This is a genomic window from Coleofasciculus sp. G2-EDA-02, from assembly GCF_040226375.1.
In the GTDB taxonomy this organism is placed as follows: Bacteria; Cyanobacteriota; Cyanobacteriia; order Cyanobacteriales; family Coleofasciculaceae; genus Coleofasciculus.
In genome coordinates, this window is record NZ_JAVKEW010000185.1 from 1 (window position 1) to 16,993 (window position 16,993).

Annotated in this window: 13 protein-coding genes and 1 pseudogene; 7 read left to right on the forward strand and 7 right to left on the reverse strand. The window is 44.5% G+C overall.

Going from position 1 to position 16,993, the window contains the following annotated elements:
* Positions 1 to 307 precede the first annotated feature (307 nt).
* Positions 308 to 1,195: an NAD(P)-dependent oxidoreductase gene (locus RLO19_RS22070; RefSeq protein WP_446359567.1), complete on the reverse strand. Its 888-nt coding sequence runs from the start codon at positions 1,193 to 1,195 to the stop codon at positions 308 to 310.
* Positions 1,196 to 1,409: 214 nt separating this feature from the next.
* On the opposite strand from RLO19_RS22070, the gene RLO19_RS22075 reads away from it, so the two are divergent.
* From RLO19_RS22075 to RLO19_RS22100, 6 genes are all read left to right on the forward strand, one after another.
* Positions 1,410 to 2,912 (forward strand): hypothetical protein, encoded by a 1,503-nt coding sequence (locus RLO19_RS22075; protein WP_446359568.1) that lies wholly within the window; start codon positions 1,410 to 1,412, stop codon positions 2,910 to 2,912.
* Positions 2,913 to 3,249: 337 nt separating this feature from the next.
* On the forward strand, positions 3,250 to 5,217 hold the full coding sequence (locus RLO19_RS22080) for an ArnT family glycosyltransferase (RefSeq protein ID WP_446359569.1): 1,968 nt from the start codon (positions 3,250 to 3,252) through the stop codon (positions 5,215 to 5,217).
* A gap of 35 nt (positions 5,218 to 5,252) precedes the next feature.
* Positions 5,253 to 6,209 (forward strand): glycosyltransferase family 2 protein, encoded by a 957-nt coding sequence (locus tag RLO19_RS22085; RefSeq protein ID WP_446359570.1) that lies wholly within the window; start codon positions 5,253 to 5,255, stop codon positions 6,207 to 6,209.
* 140 nt (positions 6,210 to 6,349) lie between these two features.
* Entirely contained in the window at positions 6,350 to 7,942 is a 1,593-nt protein-coding gene (locus RLO19_RS22090) for a hypothetical protein (RefSeq protein WP_446359578.1), read from the forward strand.
* A 55-nt stretch (positions 7,943 to 7,997) separates the two neighbouring features.
* Positions 7,998 to 8,954, forward strand: coding sequence for a lysylphosphatidylglycerol synthase transmembrane domain-containing protein (locus RLO19_RS22095; protein WP_446359571.1), 957 nt, complete (start codon positions 7,998 to 8,000; stop codon positions 8,952 to 8,954).
* Positions 8,955 to 9,111: 157 nt separating this feature from the next.
* Complete coding sequence (locus tag RLO19_RS22100; RefSeq protein WP_446359572.1) at positions 9,112 to 10,530, forward strand: sensor histidine kinase; 1,419 nt, start codon at positions 9,112 to 9,114, stop codon at positions 10,528 to 10,530.
* Here RLO19_RS22100 and RLO19_RS22105 read toward each other — a convergent pair.
* The 6 genes from RLO19_RS22105 to RLO19_RS22130 form a co-directional block, all read right to left on the reverse strand.
* Positions 10,527 to 11,201 carry a hypothetical protein gene (locus RLO19_RS22105; RefSeq protein ID WP_446359573.1) on the reverse strand — a complete coding sequence of 225 codons (675 nt, stop codon included), beginning with the start codon at positions 11,199 to 11,201 and terminating at the stop codon, positions 10,527 to 10,529. The two genes, RLO19_RS22100 and RLO19_RS22105, sit on opposite strands and share 4 nt — an antisense overlap.
* Positions 11,202 to 11,333: 132 nt before the next feature.
* Positions 11,334 to 13,403: an S-layer homology domain-containing protein gene (locus tag RLO19_RS22110; protein ID WP_446359574.1), complete on the reverse strand. Its 2,070-nt coding sequence runs from the start codon at positions 13,401 to 13,403 to the stop codon at positions 11,334 to 11,336.
* A 244-nt stretch (positions 13,404 to 13,647) separates the two neighbouring features.
* Entirely contained in the window at positions 13,648 to 13,815 is a 168-nt protein-coding gene (locus RLO19_RS22115; protein WP_446359575.1) for a hypothetical protein, read from the reverse strand.
* Positions 13,816 to 14,004: 189 nt separating this feature from the next.
* Entirely contained in the window at positions 14,005 to 14,184 is a 180-nt protein-coding gene (locus RLO19_RS22120) for a tetratricopeptide repeat protein (protein ID WP_446359576.1), read from the reverse strand.
* A 184-nt stretch (positions 14,185 to 14,368) separates the two neighbouring features.
* Positions 14,369 to 15,328, reverse strand: a complete 960-nt coding sequence (locus tag RLO19_RS22125) for an Rpn family recombination-promoting nuclease/putative transposase (protein ID WP_446359579.1) — start codon at positions 15,326 to 15,328, stop codon at positions 14,369 to 14,371.
* A gap of 136 nt (positions 15,329 to 15,464) precedes the next feature.
* Entirely contained in the window at positions 15,465 to 16,079 is a 615-nt protein-coding gene (locus tag RLO19_RS22130; protein WP_446359577.1) for a hypothetical protein, read from the reverse strand.
* 179 nt (positions 16,080 to 16,258) lie between these two features.
* Here RLO19_RS22130 and RLO19_RS22135 point away from each other — a divergent pair.
* Positions 16,259 to 16,852: pseudogene (locus tag RLO19_RS22135) on the forward strand (cation:proton antiporter); the annotation flags it as partial.
* Positions 16,853 to 16,993: the final 141 nt, after the last annotated feature.

The following is a 16,993-nucleotide window of genomic DNA, read 5'->3' on the forward strand; positions in this document are numbered from 1 at the left end:
CTTCATTTGTCACTAAACCCGCCCCTACTATTGTCCCTAAACCCGCCCCTACAATTGTCCCTAAACCCGCCCCTACAATTGTCCCTAAACCCGCCCCTACAATTGTCCCTAAACCCGCCCCTACAATTGTCCCTAAACCCGCCCCTACAAATGCGTGACTTATTTTGACCGCTAACGGTTGTTACATCAGGTCCGTCTCAACAGTTAGCATGTCCTTCCCACCTGGCTCATTCCCTTGGAGTCCTCTGCCTTTCCCCCTCGTTCCCAGGCTCTGCCTGGGAATGCCCATCTTGAGGCTCTGCCTCCCCTAATCGGACTTCTGATAAGCGCGAATCATTGCCTGAGTGCCCTGTTCCCCTCCCTTACCACCATCAAACTCTTGAACCATCTTAAACAAACGCTCAGCAAGTTCCACTCCTGGCAATTCCTGACCCGATGAATGTAACGTTTCGGCTACCAACCTTAAATCCTTAAGGATATGCTTAATCATAAAACCCGGTTGGAAATCCGACGCCGCAATTTTCGGTCCCAAATTCGACAGCGCCCAAGAACCAGCCGCCCCCGTACTGCAAACCTCTACAATTAAGTTCGGGTCAATATCCTGGTGCTGTGCCAACTGCATCGCTTCACACAACGCCACCCCATGAACCGCCGCCAAAACCTGGTTACAAAGTTTAACCGCTTGACCACTCCCCATCGGTCCACACAGGCGAATGGTTTTACCCAAAACCTCCAACAACGGTTTACTTTCCTCAAAATCCTCAGCCTCTCCGCCAACCATAATCGTCAGTGTGCCATTTTTTGCACCAATATCACCCCCAGAAATGGGTGCATCCAAAAAGCGCAAGTTATGCTGTTGCAGTTGAGTCCCTATCTGACGCGCCGCCTCAGGACCAATCGTGCTGGTATCAATCACCAGTGTACCTGGACGCGCTGATTCGGCAACCCCTCCCGTTCCCAGAAGAACCTCTTTGACATCAGGAACATCACTCACACAAGAAAAGACGATATCTGCCGATTCGACAGCCTCACGAATCGAAGACACCACCGTTACCCCAGCCTGAGCCGCCATCTCGACACCCGGACGGTTAGGCGTTCGATTCCACGCCTTCACCGAGTAACCCGATGGCGCCAAATTTGCCGCCATAGGTCCCCCCATAACGCCGAGTCCGATAAAGGCAACCTGTTGATTCATATCTATTGACTCCATTGTCTGTACTTCTGATAAGTTGCTCTTGGTGTCATGCCTTTGTCATACTAGAATCTCTTGAGAGAAAATTGGGGAGTCTCCGTCCCACGCCAATCCTGGAGTTGGTTTGCCAGAAAAGCTACAGGAAATAAGCAGTAATGGGTAAGCCGACGTAATCAAAAATAACTTATAAAAATAACCAGAATACTTTAGAAATACTATGGTAAATCCCAGCGAGATTCAAGATTCCACCCTTCAAGAGCGACAACTCGCTCATCAGCAGGTTGGGAAAATGGCGTTCGCCCTATCCATTGGCATCGCCCTAATTTATCTGGCATTTCTCAAACCGGGGATTTGGGGCTTTGATGGCAATGACATGCTGGATGTTTCCAAGTCATTAGTTACCGAATTTGATTTTAGCGTGCCGCCCGGTTCCGGAGCATTAGGTCGCGATGGGCAATATTACTCAATTCGATATCCATTATTACCGATTATTGCCACACCCTTTGTTGCCGTGGGACTAGTGTTAGGTCACTGGTTCAATATACCGACGAACTATTCAGCGGCGGTTTGTGCCTTAGTTGTATCTGTCTTATTAACGGCTTTAACCACATCGCTTGTGGCTTTGTTGGCATTGCGCTTGGAAAGCAGTCGCACGGGTGCGTACTTAGCCGCCTTGTGTTTTGCCTTGGGTACGACAGCGTTAGTCTATTCCAGAGAGTTCTTTGCCGAACCCCTCCTCTCATTCATCACCGCCTCCAGTCTATATCTTGCCCTAGGAAAAACCAGTCGTGAACATGCGGGTGCGAGTATTCTTTCCGGCTTAGCCTTGACTGCTAAACCTGCGGGTATTGTCATCGGACCGGTGTTGTCCGCCTATCTCCTGCTCAAGCGGTATCCCCTGCGGAATGCTCTAGGTCCCCTACTCGGTACAATTATGGGGTTCATGCTGTTCATGGCTTACAATTACCTGCGGTTTGGTAGTTTACTATCCAGTGGACAAAATGCCTCTAAATTTACCCTGGACGGAATGCTAGCACGATTCATCGGTTTGATCTTGAGTCCCGGCGCAGGAGGAGGGTTAATCTGGTACTGTCCGCCGACAATTCTGGCAATTATTGGATTCCGTAAAGCCCTCAAAACTAAACCCCTAGAAGCCTTAGCCATTGTGGGTATATTTGGTGGGTATTGGCTGCTCCATTCCTTTTGGGAATTTGGCGGCTGGAGTTGGGGACCTCGATTTTTAGTCCCCGCACTCCCAGGATTGATGGGGCTAGTCGCGCTGATTGGGAAAAAGTGGTGGAAGTGGTTAATTGGTTTGACGGTACTTGGATTTCTCGCCAACGCCCCTACTTTGGTATCGTATTTCCAACGCTACTATGCCGAAGCCTTAGATGGAGGATATATCAACCGTGCTAGAGCCTTGTGGGATTCGCCCAGCTATGCCCCCTTATTCAATGCTTGGGGCGCCGCCTATCGCCAGGTTAGCAGTGCTTTAAGTACAAATATTCGAGATGTCCTAGGGCAAGTTGGAGAACCACCGCCCGGTGACCAAATGACCAGCGCTCAATTGTTACATATTGTGGCAGTGTGGTGGTGGGTATTGCCTGCTGTGGGTATCCCGATTTGGGTGGGTGGACTTTTAGCCGCCCTGTTGATTGGAGCAGGCGTTTGGGTGTTGCGTTGGGGATGGCTGCAAGCTCACACAGGACCTAAACGTTAGGTAAGTCTAAATGATTCGAGCCTTCCAGACTTACTATGCTAAACTATCAGTTTTAATAGTCCAAAAGTGAGCAACAGATGAATTGTCATATCGCAGTTACTTAGAATAACTCAAACTACCAAAATAATGCCAAAACACTTGTACAGCAAGAAGGTGGGCATTCAGTCAAACCTGTTAACCTGATTAGCTTTTTTTTGGGATAAGCCACAAAACAATAATGATTAAAATATCGAGAGTTTATTTTATTAAACTGAGTTAAGAGAAAACTATAAGTGTAAAATAGTGTCGTCATCGTAAATTAATAGTTGCCATAAAGCTTAATTTAAGGATTAAATCAATGCTGTATATATTACCCTTAGTTGCCTTAATTTTATTTTTTGCTATTGAAAAGCTAAAAAATCATAATTGGCGTCATTCTATCTTATCAGGACTTGTATTGTGGGGAATTAGTTTGACGGCTATCACGGAATTACTGAGCCTATTTAAACAACTAAACAAAGGCTGTACTGCTTTTTTGTGGTTGTTCATAAATATTTCATTAATTTTAATTTACTTCAAATCCCCTCAATTAATTTCAATCTCTAAGGTTACCAAAAAAGAAAACAAAGTACGAGTCAGTAAGCCAAAAGGAGAAGATTATGTTTTGTCTGAATTTTTACTTGTTAGTGTAGTTTTTATCGTTGTCACAACGGGTTTAGTTGCTATAGTGGCAGCCCCTAATAACTGGGACTCTATGATCTATCACATGAGCCGTGTAGCTCACTGGATTCAAAACCAGAGTGTAGCCCATTATCCAACACATACAATCAAACAACTCTACCAAAATCCTTGGGCAGAGTTTGCTATTTTACATTTTCAAATCCTCAGTGACAGTGATCGCTTGGCTAATTTAATTCAATGGGGCAGTATGATCAGTAGCCTTGTCGGAGTATCACTGATTGCCAGTCAACTTGGCGCAACCTTACATGGTCAAATTCTATCGACTGTGGTTTGTGCAACGATTCCAATGGGCATCCTACAAGCATCAAGCACTCAAAATGATTATGTAGTTGCTCTATGGCTAGTCTGTTTAGCTTATTTTACGCTTCGGATCGTTAAAGACGGATCGACTCGCTCTAATATCTTCAATGTAGGAGGTAGTTTAGGACTGGCAATTTTAACGAAGGGTACTGCCTATGTTTATGCATTTCCATTTTGTATTTGGTTAGCGGTTTGGGGAATTAAACACTTGCGGTGGCAGATTTGGAAACCGATTATAAGTGTAATAGGAATAACTATTTCGATTGATTTAGGTCACTATATACGAAATTTAATAGTATTTGGTTCTCCCTTATCCGGTGGCAATGATAGTTATACAAATGCAGAATTTGGCTTGCAAATTTTTATATCAAACCTCGTTAGAAACTTGGCTTTGCATGCTGATATAATTCGTAATTTAGGTCTGCAGAATATCATTACACCGACTACAGGAATAACTGAAAAAATGATTCAGTTATTACATATAGCTATCGGCATAGATATTAGTGATCCTCGCACAACGAGTCCCCGGGGAGCTAAGTTTCATGTCCCAGGCTTATCACTGCATGAGGACACGGCTGGCAATCCTATTCATCTTTTGCTAATTATTTTAGCTTTTGTTTTTGTTATTTTTAATTTAAAAAACAAAAACCTTACCCATGTAAAACCTTATTCAGTAGCTGTTCTGTCTGGATTTCTTCTCTTTTGTTTCCTTTTTACATGGTCGCCTTGGCGGAGTCGGCTTCATTTACCTTTATTTGTCTTTTTTTCTCCCTTTATCGGTGTAGTTTTTTCAAAATATTTAAACCCTAAAATCACAACTGTTTTAGCAGTTCTTCTAGTATTGTTATCCCATTCTTGGATTTTTAGAAATGCCACTCGACCACTTATTGGCAACAATAATATTTTCAGCACACCGAGAATCGAACAATATTTTGTCAATAAAAAATATCTAAAACCTCCTTATGCAAGGGCTGTTGATCTTATCAAGTCCCAAAATTGTTCGATGGTTGGACTTATGGGAGATAAGATCGAATTTGAATATCCTTTTTTTGCGATTAACGACAAATATCCAATTCAAAATAGAATGAGTTTCAATCATGTCAATGTTACAAATAAATCAGCCAAAACAAGTTACCCATTATCCTCTAAAAACACAGAAATATGTGCAATAATTGCTGTAGTTTCTACAAAAAGCAATTCAATAGAGAGAAATTTGGCTATCGATGGTCACTTTTATAGCCAATATTGGTCGGAGGAGTCGGTGTATGTATTTACAAAACAATAGATAATGTATGAACACTCAAGAGGAATGAGCCTACCATGAAAAAACTCATTATCCAAATTCCTTGTTACAACGAAGAAGCCACTCTAGGACTAACACTGTCCGAACTCCCCCGTCAAGTTCCTGGAGTCGATACAGTCGAGTGGCTGATTATCAATGATGGTAGTCTTGACCGGACGGTTGAAGTTGCTAAAGCCTGTGGCGTGGATCACATTGTTAACTTTGATCACAATCAGGGTTTAGCTAAGGGGTTTATGGCGGGGATAGAAGCCTGTTTAAAGGCGGGAGCTGATATTATCGTGAATACAGATGCCGATAATCAGTATTGTGCGGCAGATATCCCTAAGCTAATTGAACCTATCTTACAAGGTCAGGCAGAAATTGTCATCGGTGCCCGACCCATCCAGCAAATTAAGCATTTTTCCCCCGCCAAAAAGTTTTTGCAAAAAGTAGGAAGCTGGGTAGTACGAATCGCGAGTAAAACGAATATCCCAGATGCTCCGAGTGGCTTCCGCGCCATCAGTCGGAATGCAGCGATGCAACTGAATGTCTTTAGCCAATATACTTATACTTTAGAAATGATTATTCAGGCGGGACAGAAAAACATAGCCATTGCTTCGGTGCCAATCCGAACCAACGATTACCTGCGCCCTTCCCGTTTAGTCAAGAGTATTCCGGCTTATATTCAGCGCTCTATTCTCACTATTATTCGCATCTTCATGACCTATCAACCGCTCCAATTCTTCACAGTCCTGGGGACAGTGCCTTTCGGCTTGGGGTTGATTCTATGCGTGCGTTGGTTGTGGGTATTCGATCCCGATAGAAGTCGTGCGCCCAGCTTAATTGTGGCAGCCATTTTCATTCTGATTGGCTTTCAACTGTTGATGTTTGGATTAATTGCTGACTTGATGGCGGTAAATCGCAAGCTTTTAGAAGATATCCAATTGCGGCGGCGACGCGCCGATATTGAAGAGTACATTAAACAGAAATTATAAATCATCAATAAAGGCATAGTAAAAGGCTTTGATGAAACAAAAAAGATGAAAGAGGTAGCTTGCTTCGGCAAGAGCGAGTATAACAAATGATGAATGACAAAGGACGAATCACAAATGACATCCCTGTTCCCTTATTTACAATGAATAAAGACCTGTTTGCCCGCGAAGCCCTTGCCCAAATTCCCAAACTTCTCACCCTGCTAGACCGCAATCCCCACAGTCCCACTTATGGCTGTTTTGACCGGAACTTCTGGCAGTATAAAATTATCGACTTCCCTAGCGGAATGGCTCAAGAGTTTGTTCTGCCCCTGGCATTGGCATATAATACCCGATTACCCGATAACCCTTTCTACCAACAACGAGCGATTCAAGATTGGGTAGAAGCCGGAATTCTTTATGGGGCTAAAAGCGCCCATCCTGATGGGTCTTGTGATGACTATTTCCCTTATGAACGAGCCGGAGGCGCAGCGGCATTTTCATTGCTTGCCTGTATTGACAGTTATCAAGAATTAGGGTTAGATAACCCAGTAGCGCTGAGGTTTTTTGAACAACGAGCCGATTGGCTAGCCCATCATCAGGAAAGTGGACGCCTGACTAATCACCAAGCGTTAATTGTTTTGTGTTTAGACTTACTGTCTAATCTATTAAAAACAACGAAGTGGGATAGAGCCAGAGTACAACGTTTAGAACAAGTATTATCTTGGCAAAATCCCGAAGGTTGGTTTATTGAGTACGAAGGCTGTGATCCCGGTTACCATACGTTAACGATTTCTTGTTTAGCGCGGATTTATCAACTCAGACCTGATCCCCGTCTCAAAGAAGCATTAGTCAAAGCGGTTGATTTGGCGGCAGAATTTGTGCATCCTGATGGCTCTTATGGAGGAGAATATACCAGTCGCAATACTTACAATTTCTTTCCCCATGGCTTTGAATTGGTGGGACAGTGGTATCCCCAAGCCCTAGAAATTAATGATCGCGTTCTGGTGGGACTGGCAAAGGGACTAGCTCCCTGCTATGCTGACGATCACATTATCGGTCATCATACCTGGAACTATCTCCTCGCATGGCGAGATTTTGTGCAAAATCGACCTGACCCCACCCCCCGTTCTCCCGGTCGAGTTTGGTTTAGGGAGGCACAAGTTTTAATTGACCGCCGCCAAAACACGGAACTGTATTTAGCCTTAAACAAAGGGGGAGTATTTAAACTGTTTCAAGATAACCGTTTAGTCGCCTCTGATACCCAATTTTCCTTGCAAGTGTCAACGGGGAAAAAGGTGAAAAATGCTGTGGGTCATTTAGTCGATACCTATCAGGTTAAGGTTGAGGAAAATGAAATTACGATTGAAGGAGAATTGGGATGGGCAAAACAGAAACAAATGACTCCCATAAATTTACTAATTTTGCGAGTCGTCATGCTGACAGTGGGTCGCTTCTTCCCTAACTTAATCCGCAAACTCTTACAAAAAATGCTAATTACAGGCAAGCAAAAAGCGCCGTTCCATTTCCGGCGCTCTTTTGAGTGGGAAAATGGACAATGGCATGTCAGCGATGAGTTGCAAGGCAAGTCCTGGAAAGATGTGATCGCAGCGGGGATTGGGGGCGACCAAACGTCGATTTATGTGGTCATGAGTCGCACGTTTCAACGGGGGCAATTACAGCCCTGGCTAGATTTAACGAATGAAGTTAAGAAACTAGATGCTTATGAATGGCTGCGATTAGATCGGAAATTTTAGAATTATGATTAATTCACTGTTCTGTGACCAATGACCAATGACTAATGACTAATTCATGAAACGACTAATTTCAATCGCTGTCAGTCTAATTATCCTGGCGATAATTTACTCAAAAATTGATTTTCCTGAACTCGTTGCCGTTTTTCAAAATAGCGATCGCGTCTGGATGCCCGTGAGTCTGGGAATGGTTGTCCCCCTGACGTTATTCACGTCTTGGCGGTTGCAACAATTGATGCCCAGTGGCTCTCGCTTGGGCTTTTTTGAGGCAAATCGTTTAATCTTAGCGGCAAGTGTTTTAAATATGGTACTGCCGTCCAAGATGGGAGATATTGCCAAAGCTTATTTCATGAAACAGCGCGGTCATTTAAGTGGGACTCTTTCGTTATCACTGGTGATTTTTGAGAAGGCTTGTGATCTTTTATCCCTGCTGTTATGGTGTGTCTTTGGTTTATTGCTCTATGACCCGAAAGATTGGCTATTTTGGATCATGACAATGGCGGTGAGCATCGGTTTGGTTCTGGGAATTTTTCTGTTGTCGTCTCGAAAATTTGCTTATTTCTTCTTCATCGTGGCTCGCAAGATTGCCCCTAAAAAAATGCGTGCCAAATTAGAAACGATGCAAGGGTCTTGGGGCGATATGCATGACTATTTCTGGCGCGATAAACGTCAACTCGTAAAAGTTGCCGGAACGTCAATTTTTATTTGGTTTTTACACTTATTACAAATTTGGTTCTTTATCCTAGCGCTTCAGGCGACGACTCCGTTTTTGGTGAATCTAGCCTTGTCTCCCCTCGCTATTTTAGCCGGATTATTGCCCCTCACCTTTGCCGGAGTTGGCACAAGGGATGCAGCATTAGTGTTGTTTTATCAAGACTATTTAGACCCCCCAACCGCCGCCGCTTTGGGATTGCTGTGTACCTCGCGTTACTTTTTACCGGCTATTGGCGGGTTACCGTTCCTGAGTCAATTTTTAGCAACAGTACGTACAATCAAGGGCAATCAAAATGATTAGGGCTGATTGGAACTCATATCACTGGAATTAGTGATTTAAATCACAAGTATTCCGGACGACATATCACTGAAGGAGTGATCCAAATCCTAGAAGCTAGTAGTAATGCCCATATATGCTTAGCAACGCCCCCATGTTACTTCCCAGCAGCGACCGTTTATTGAACAGTCCATCTGATTGGTCGGAGTCGGACAAGCCTTTGTCCCCTAATTTTGTTAAGCGAACTCGGCAGTTACAAGCGTTGAATGAGGAATTAGCTGATCAAATTCCAGAATATCAAGATATGGAGTTAGCCCTAAAGAAGTATCGTAGTATGTTTGAGGGTGCCGTCGAGGGTATCTTTCAAACGACTCCAGACGGGCACTTTATCGACTGCAATCCAGCGTTGGCAAAGATTTATGGTTATGCATCGCCAGGGGAACTGTTGGAGGAGCTAACCGACATTGAAGAACAACTTTACGTTAGTCCGAATCGGCGTCGGGACTTCATTGAGAAACTGCGATCGCACGATGCAGTTACGGAGTTTGAATCCCAGGTGTATCGCAAAGATGGGCAGATCATCTGGATTTGTGAGAATGCTCGGGCGGTGCGCGATCGCGAAGGGACATTACTCTACTATGAAGGATTCGTCACAGATATCACCCAGCGCAAACTCGCCGAAGAATCCTTGCAGCGATCGCAAGCAAAATATAAAGCCCAAGCTGAACAACTTGAGGAGACATTAAATCAACTGCAACGCACGCAACAACAGCTCATCGAAAAAGAAAATCTTTCCACTTTAGGCAAATTGCTAGCTGGAGTTGCCCACGAAATTAATAATCCTGTTAATTTCTTATGTAACAATTTTCCCCATGCTCAACAATATACCAACGACTTATTAAAGTTACTCCAACTCTACAGCAAATATAACCCCCAACCTGCACCAGAAATTCAACAGGAAGCTGAACAAATTGATCTAGAGTTTCTGATCAAAGACTTTCCCAAAACCCTGTCATCAATGCAAATGGGGGCTGAACGTTTGCGCCAACTTGTTTATTCCCTCAAAACCTTATCTGGATCAGACGAAGAGCAATCGATAGATATCCACCAAGGGTTAGATAGCACCCTAGTCATGCTCTACTATCGTTTGAAATCCAAAGGAAACAAACAAGAGATTCAAGTATTCAAGGATTATAGTAAACTGCCTTTAGTCACTTGTTATCCTTGTGGGTTAAATCAAGTCTTTATGAATGTGCTGTGCAATGCCATTGATGCCCTCAGGGACATGCGTTCTCAACCCGCTAATGAGGATAGTGAGCAAACGATAACGCCATCTATCTGGATTCGCACAGAATTAATTGATAATCAGCAATCGGGGGCGAGTGCCGTTATTCGTATTATTGATAACGGTCCGGGAATAGATGCAGAACTCAAACAGCGAATCTTTGAACCTTTTTTTACCACAAAACCACCCGGAAAAGGCACGGGTTTAGGATTATCAATTAGTCATCAAATTATTGTGGAAAAACATAGAGGAAAATTCACCTGTAATTCATCACTGGGTAAAGGAACAGAGTTTGTGATCGAAATTCCGATTTAATTACTTGAAAGTGCTGTATTACTGGATTGACACTCTAGCGGCTGGGCAACTTGTTTCAGTTTCAGATAAAAGTCCGAATCATCGGGCGGTGGTGTAAATTGATCAATGGGGTGTTGCTTCGCTTCGCGACGTGACCCATCCACTGGCTCAGGAAGACTGGTATGATCGGGAAAAGTTAGGTCTGGTACTGTGCGATCGCACTCCCCCGTCAGTTCCATCTCCGTTTCAGTCTGGGCGGGCGTTTGCGGCAGGGCTTCAACGGATTCTGATTGAGTGACAACAAACTCCTCTGACTGTGCCACCTCAACCGTAGAACTTGACTCAAACATATCCGGGAAACTCCCCATCAAGGACATCGATTCGGAATTCCTATCAATGGGGGCGTTCAAATCTTGCGGCAGTTTGCGACAAATCAACCGTTCAAACTCATGATTAAATCGATAGATAGGCTGTTCTCGTCGCCCCCAGACGGCTAAAATTTGCTCAACGGAAATCGCCTTATACCGTCCCTGATACAAGGCTTCAATGACCGCTAAACGAATCCATTGGGCGGGATACTCCTCCAACCAAAACTCAACTAATTCTGTCGCAGAATATCCCCTCAGTTCAAATCCATAGTGACTGAGTAACTCCACGGCATAAAAAATAGCTGAATCTATCTCATTTGTCATTCGTCATTTGTGATTAGGCAGGGAATAGGGAACAAACATACTCAAAACGTCGGTTGGGGCGGGTTTAGTCACATCGGGGCGGGAAAAAAACGATAATAGTGAAACCCGCCCCTACATCCCTTAAAAACTCTTTCATGCTTGAACAATATACGGGGAATTGATAGCATTGACACGCCCTCGTTGCACCAATGCTTGATACAGAAACGCCGTGGCATCGGCGCGAGTGGCGGCTTGTTTTGGGTTTAACCAGGTGGGTTGGGGATAATTGACGATAATGCCGGCTTGAGTAGCCGCCGCTACAGCAAATTTGGCATAGATGGGAATATTATCTTGATCCTGATAAAATTCCAAGAGATTTTCCTCTGCCTCTGGTAAAGACAGCCCTTGGACTAAGGAGACAATCAACTCAACCCGCCGTAAACTTTGCTGGGGGTGAAAAGTTTGGTCGGGGAAGCCGGAGAGGAAGCCACCGCGATAGGCTTGAGTAATGACGGCTGACGCCCAGAAGTTGGTGGGAACGTCGATAAATTGAGTGGCGGGGCGGATGGGTGTGGGGTTAAAGACTTTGACCACTAATGCCGCATATTGCGCCCGATTTAATGGGGCATCCGGTTTAAAGCTACCATCAGCAAAGCCGCTAATCAAGTTTAATCCGGCGAGGGGGCGAATAAAATCAGCCGCCCAATGATTTTGAATATCACTAAACGAGGGAACATAACCCTCCGGGTTGACAATATAAGGGGATGTGATAGCTGAGGCTTCGCCAGTTGAGACTAACGCCTGGTAAATTAAGGCGGCGACTTCGGCGCGGCTAATGGCTTGCATGGGAACAAGTTCTTCAGGGCGGGGATAATTCACCACCAATTGCCGTTGTGTCGCCGTAGCCATGGCATCTGTAGCATAGCTGGGAATCTGGGCGCGATCGCGGTAAAACAAAAGTAGGTTAGGATTACCGCCCCCTAATCCCAACCCATTTACCACCGATACCAGCGCCTGTATCCGCGTCAGATTTTCCTGGGGGCGAAACGTACCATCGGGGAATCCAGAGATAAATCCCATACTCGCCGCTTTGCGAATCGCCGCCGCCGCCCAAAAGTCATCCGCCACATCGCGAAATGATCCCGATGTCGCCCCCACCTGGCGGGGTAAGTTAAAGGTTTTGGCAAGAATCGCCGCATACTGGGCGCGGGTAATATTGGCTTCGGGCTTAAATGTGCCATCAGGAAAGCCACTAATTAACTCCCGTTTGACCAATTCCTGAATAAACTGACTTGCCCAATGGTTGCCCAAATCACTAAACTGAGTCGGACCCAGGGCTGATGCGGGAACCTCTGCTGCACCAAAGGTAACCGCACCGGAAATACGGGCAGGATTTAATAAGTTGCCTACCGAAACCAAGGTTAAGGACGTACTATTTTGTAAATCAATTTTGCCATTATTTTGCAGAATATTCCCGGCTGGGTCTTGGCGATTACCTAAATTCGGTTGGGCAGACCCATTGACAATTAGCCCCCCATCGGTATTATTTTCAATCCGATTACGCCGCAAGACGGGTTGAGCTTGGCGAGATAGAACAATTCCTGCCTTATTGTTAATTAAGGTATTATCGGCAATTAAGGGAGCCGCATTATCACTCAGGGCAATGCCATAACCCGTGCTTTGACAGCGATTGCGCCGCAGTTCCCCTTTGGCATTTCGCACCAGAAAGATACCACTGGAGGCATTTTCGCTTAGTTCATTATCCATAATTAAGGGTTTTGCCGTCCCTGTGACAAAGATTCCCTCACGACCGCAACGGGTTAGGGTGGTATTGGCGATAATTGGGGCGCTGGATTCAATCCAAATCCCGGTTCCCTTGGTGACTGGATTCGTCACCGTTACTCCGCGCAATTCGGCTTGAGAATCGGCTCTGATGGTAATGGATTGAGCGCCAAAACTGGGGCTATTGTAATCACCACTCCCCACAATAGAGATATCCTTGCCTTTACTGGGTTCGTCGCCGATGACTCGGATTCCAGAGGGAATCACAATCGGGAATTGCTCACCGTTAGCCGCATTGTACATCCCTGGCGACAAGGAAATGGTAGTGTCAGGGGTGGCTTGTTTAAGGGCGTGGGTTAAGGTGCGAAAGGGAGCATCCGCCGAGCCTGTATTGGTATCCTTCCCGGTGGCTGGGTTGACATAGAGAGTCGATTGAACCATTCGTTTAGAATTTCCGATATTGAAGTAACCTATTTCAGCTTAAGTGGAATGCAACTTAGTATAAGATTAAGCCGATGAGGAGTTAAGGGCGTTGCGAAACGCTTTGGCGGCTTCCAACCGAGAAATTCAATCAATCGGGCGCACCGCTGACCACACTTAAATACTTGTCAACAACACTCAAATACTCGCTTACCACACATAATCACTCGCTGACGACACATAGAAACTCATTGATTACATATAATCACTCATTGACCACACTCAAATACTCATAGACGAGAATCAAATACTCGTAGACGAGAATCAAAGACTCACTGACGAGTATCAAAGACTCGCTCACCACACATAAAGACTCGTGGACGAGTATCCAAGCTTCGTTAATCAGGTTCAAAGCCTCGTTGATGAGTGACAAAGCCTGGTTAATCCCTCTCAGACTCAGCCAACGTGAGCAAAAACCCTGGAACGAGAGGGTTAGTTCACAGAATTTGGACTTCAGCAAGGAGTGAGTAGTGGCGTGACACAGCTAAAATGGTGGAAAAGATTTTACCATTGAATCGGGCGCACGCCATGCGCCCCTACGGTTTCCGGGCGTCATTCTAATTCATCGTTCTAAGGCTTCTAGATACAGAGGTTCAGCTTCCTCGTAGCGTCTTTGAGAAGAGTAGAGTTGTACTAAATTATTCAGGATTAGGGAGTCTCCCAGCAAGATCCCCGATTGGAGACGTCGGAAACCTGTCTGACTTTTCACGTTATGTGGCACCTCTGTAGGGGCGGGTTTCACCACTATCTTTTCGGTTGCACCCAGATTTTACTAAACCCGCCCCGACGTTGCTTGCAACGTCTCTACAACTTTTTGGTTACACTCAGGTTTCTAGACTTCCAGTGAAAAGTTAGGGGAACCTGTAGGGGCGCACCGACGTGCGCCCGATTTAATCCCGACGTGCGCCCGATTTAATCGTAACAATCTATCCATTTTCTTGTAGCCAGTTTGATAAGTCCTCTAAACTATTGAACCCTAAAACATCATTTCCTAGATGTTCGACTTGTTCAAACGATAAGTTTTGAATCTGGTTCATAATTTCTGGAGCAATTAAGCCAAACTGCCGCTCTAGTAAACGTAATGTCCATCGGATTCCTTCCTCTCGACGCCCTCGCTCTAATCCTTGCTCCAAGCCTCGCTCTAATCCTCGCTCTAATCCTTTGGCTAATCCCTCCTGCTCTGCCTGAATAATAAATCCCCGTTGATCCTCCAGAAACATTTCTTGTTTACGCAACTTTTCCAATTCCTCTACACTTAAATTCGCTTGATTCGCTATATTCATGGCTTTATCCAGTTCTGGAAGTTGACTAAGTGTGGGTGGAATCACTTCCAAACTGGGAGCTTCTTTAATAAAGTAAATCCATTTATCCGTTAAACTGTCTAATTCATCCAGGGTTTTAGTAAATTTGGGTAATTCCACAAAAATCAACTCAATTTCCGGATCTGGATAATCAAATAACTCCTGTGTTTCCTTTAAGCCAAAGCGTGTCAGGAACCGTTGAGTTTGGTCAAACATGGGAAAATCGGTAATGGTTAAGGCAATGGCGGGTTTCAGGTAAGAGTAGCCTTGCCCATATTTGAGTTGATTCGCATAAGTTTTGGTTAGGTTATAAATAACGCGCTTTTCAAAGGACGCCACGTTAAGTACCTGCATTTCAATTAATACGGTTGAGCCATTATCTAGCAAAGCTTTGACATCTAGATAGCTATCTTTAAGATCAACCACATCTCTGGGATTATAAGGGTCAATGATTTCTAAATCCTGAATCACAGGATTGGCGTCATAAATTAAGGCGTTTAAAAAGCTAATCAAGATATCTTTGCTGTCGGTTGACCCAAATATCTTCTTGAAAGCAAAGTCAGTTTTGGGGCTAATAAATCTCAGAGTCATAATTATTCAACCATTTAATCAGGGTAAACATGATTATATCGTTTCCGTTGCACCCAAATGCAACAGGACTTACGCACAAACGCCATTTATGTTATGGGCACGGCATTGCCGTACCCCTACAGGTAGCTCATCAACAATTCTGAATAGCCTTAAAGGGCATAGCTAAAACTCCCAAAATTCGGCTCACCTCATTAATAAAATAGTCGCGTTTATCAATAAAAACCGTCTTATCGCTTAACTTGAGAAATTTCCAATCCGTTCCTGTAGTTACCGCCCCATAAATACTCTCCCTTGGCTCCTCGTTGCTTTGGTTAAACAGTTGAGCGGCAATCATTTCGGCAATACACTGTGCTAAACCTGACTTAATGCTTTCATTCTTGGCTTCAACCAGGGTGAGAACGGGAGTCCGAATTTCATAAGATTCTGGGGAAGCGGTAAGAATATAATCACAATATCCATTTAAGCCAGCGTCAGGAGCAACATTGAACTCTGAGCCAGAAAAAAAGCCAATTTTAAACCCAAAGTGTCGCCGCACCTCCAAAAGCACCGGGGTAATAATTAACTCAGCCCGTGCCTTTTTGGTATTGATGGCAGTCGCCAGGGAAACATTTTCCGTTAAAGTGATTTGTAGATACTCACTTGGCATAAGTTCGGGTATGCCCGCAAATAAGTTATCGGGTTCTTCGAGACTTAACTCAAAGGATTCTCTAACTTGAGATAGAGTTTTGAAGTCACTATATGCCATACTAATCCTCCTTAGTCATTTGTTCTTTGTTAAAAAACCAGCGATGTCATTTGTCACCTAATCCGTTTTATCATTGATCATTCATAATTCAGATAGGGTGGGTTTAGTGACATCAGGGTCACCAAAAACATGAGTCGTGGAACCCGCCCCTACACCCTCAAAACACGTCTTCCTCTATGATGTATCCTAGCCTGAGTGCGGTTGCTCTACTGCCGAGTCCGATTACTGACCCCGTTGCTGTCTTCTTAACCATTTTGGCAATTATGTTAGTCGCGCCACTCTTGTTTGAACGGTTGCGACTTCCGGGTATTGTCGGCTTAATTCTAGCGGGTGTGATTGTCGGACCTAATGTTTTGGGTTTATTGGAACGGGATAGTACGATTATCCTCTTGGGAACGGTGGGACTGTTGTTTTTAATGTTTATGGCGGGGTTGGAAACCAGTTTAGATGACCTGAAATATAATGCCGATAAAGCGGCAATTTTTGGTTTAGCCACGTTCTCTTTACCGATGATTCTGGGTACGGTGGCGATGTTACTTCTGGGATATAGTTGGCTGGCGTCGATTCTAGTCGCATCCTGTTTTGCGACTCATACACTTTTGGCATTACCTATCCTAACTAAGTTGGGATTAATGCGGACACAAACGGTAACCACAACCTTGGGAGGAACACTAATTACTAATGTTTTGGGACTCTTAGTTTTGGCGGTGGTGGTGAAAGCCGATGGGGGAAATCTGACGCTAGGGTTCTGGTTGTTTCTGATTCCCGCCCTGACTAAGCTGCTACGCAGCTTAATTGTATAATATAAAGACAAGGTAAAGAGCGCGGTCGCCAGGATATGCCAGCTAAAAATCATCTGTCTCAAGAGCAGAAAGAAAGACTGATTAAACTCCTAAAGGAAGCTAATGAGTATT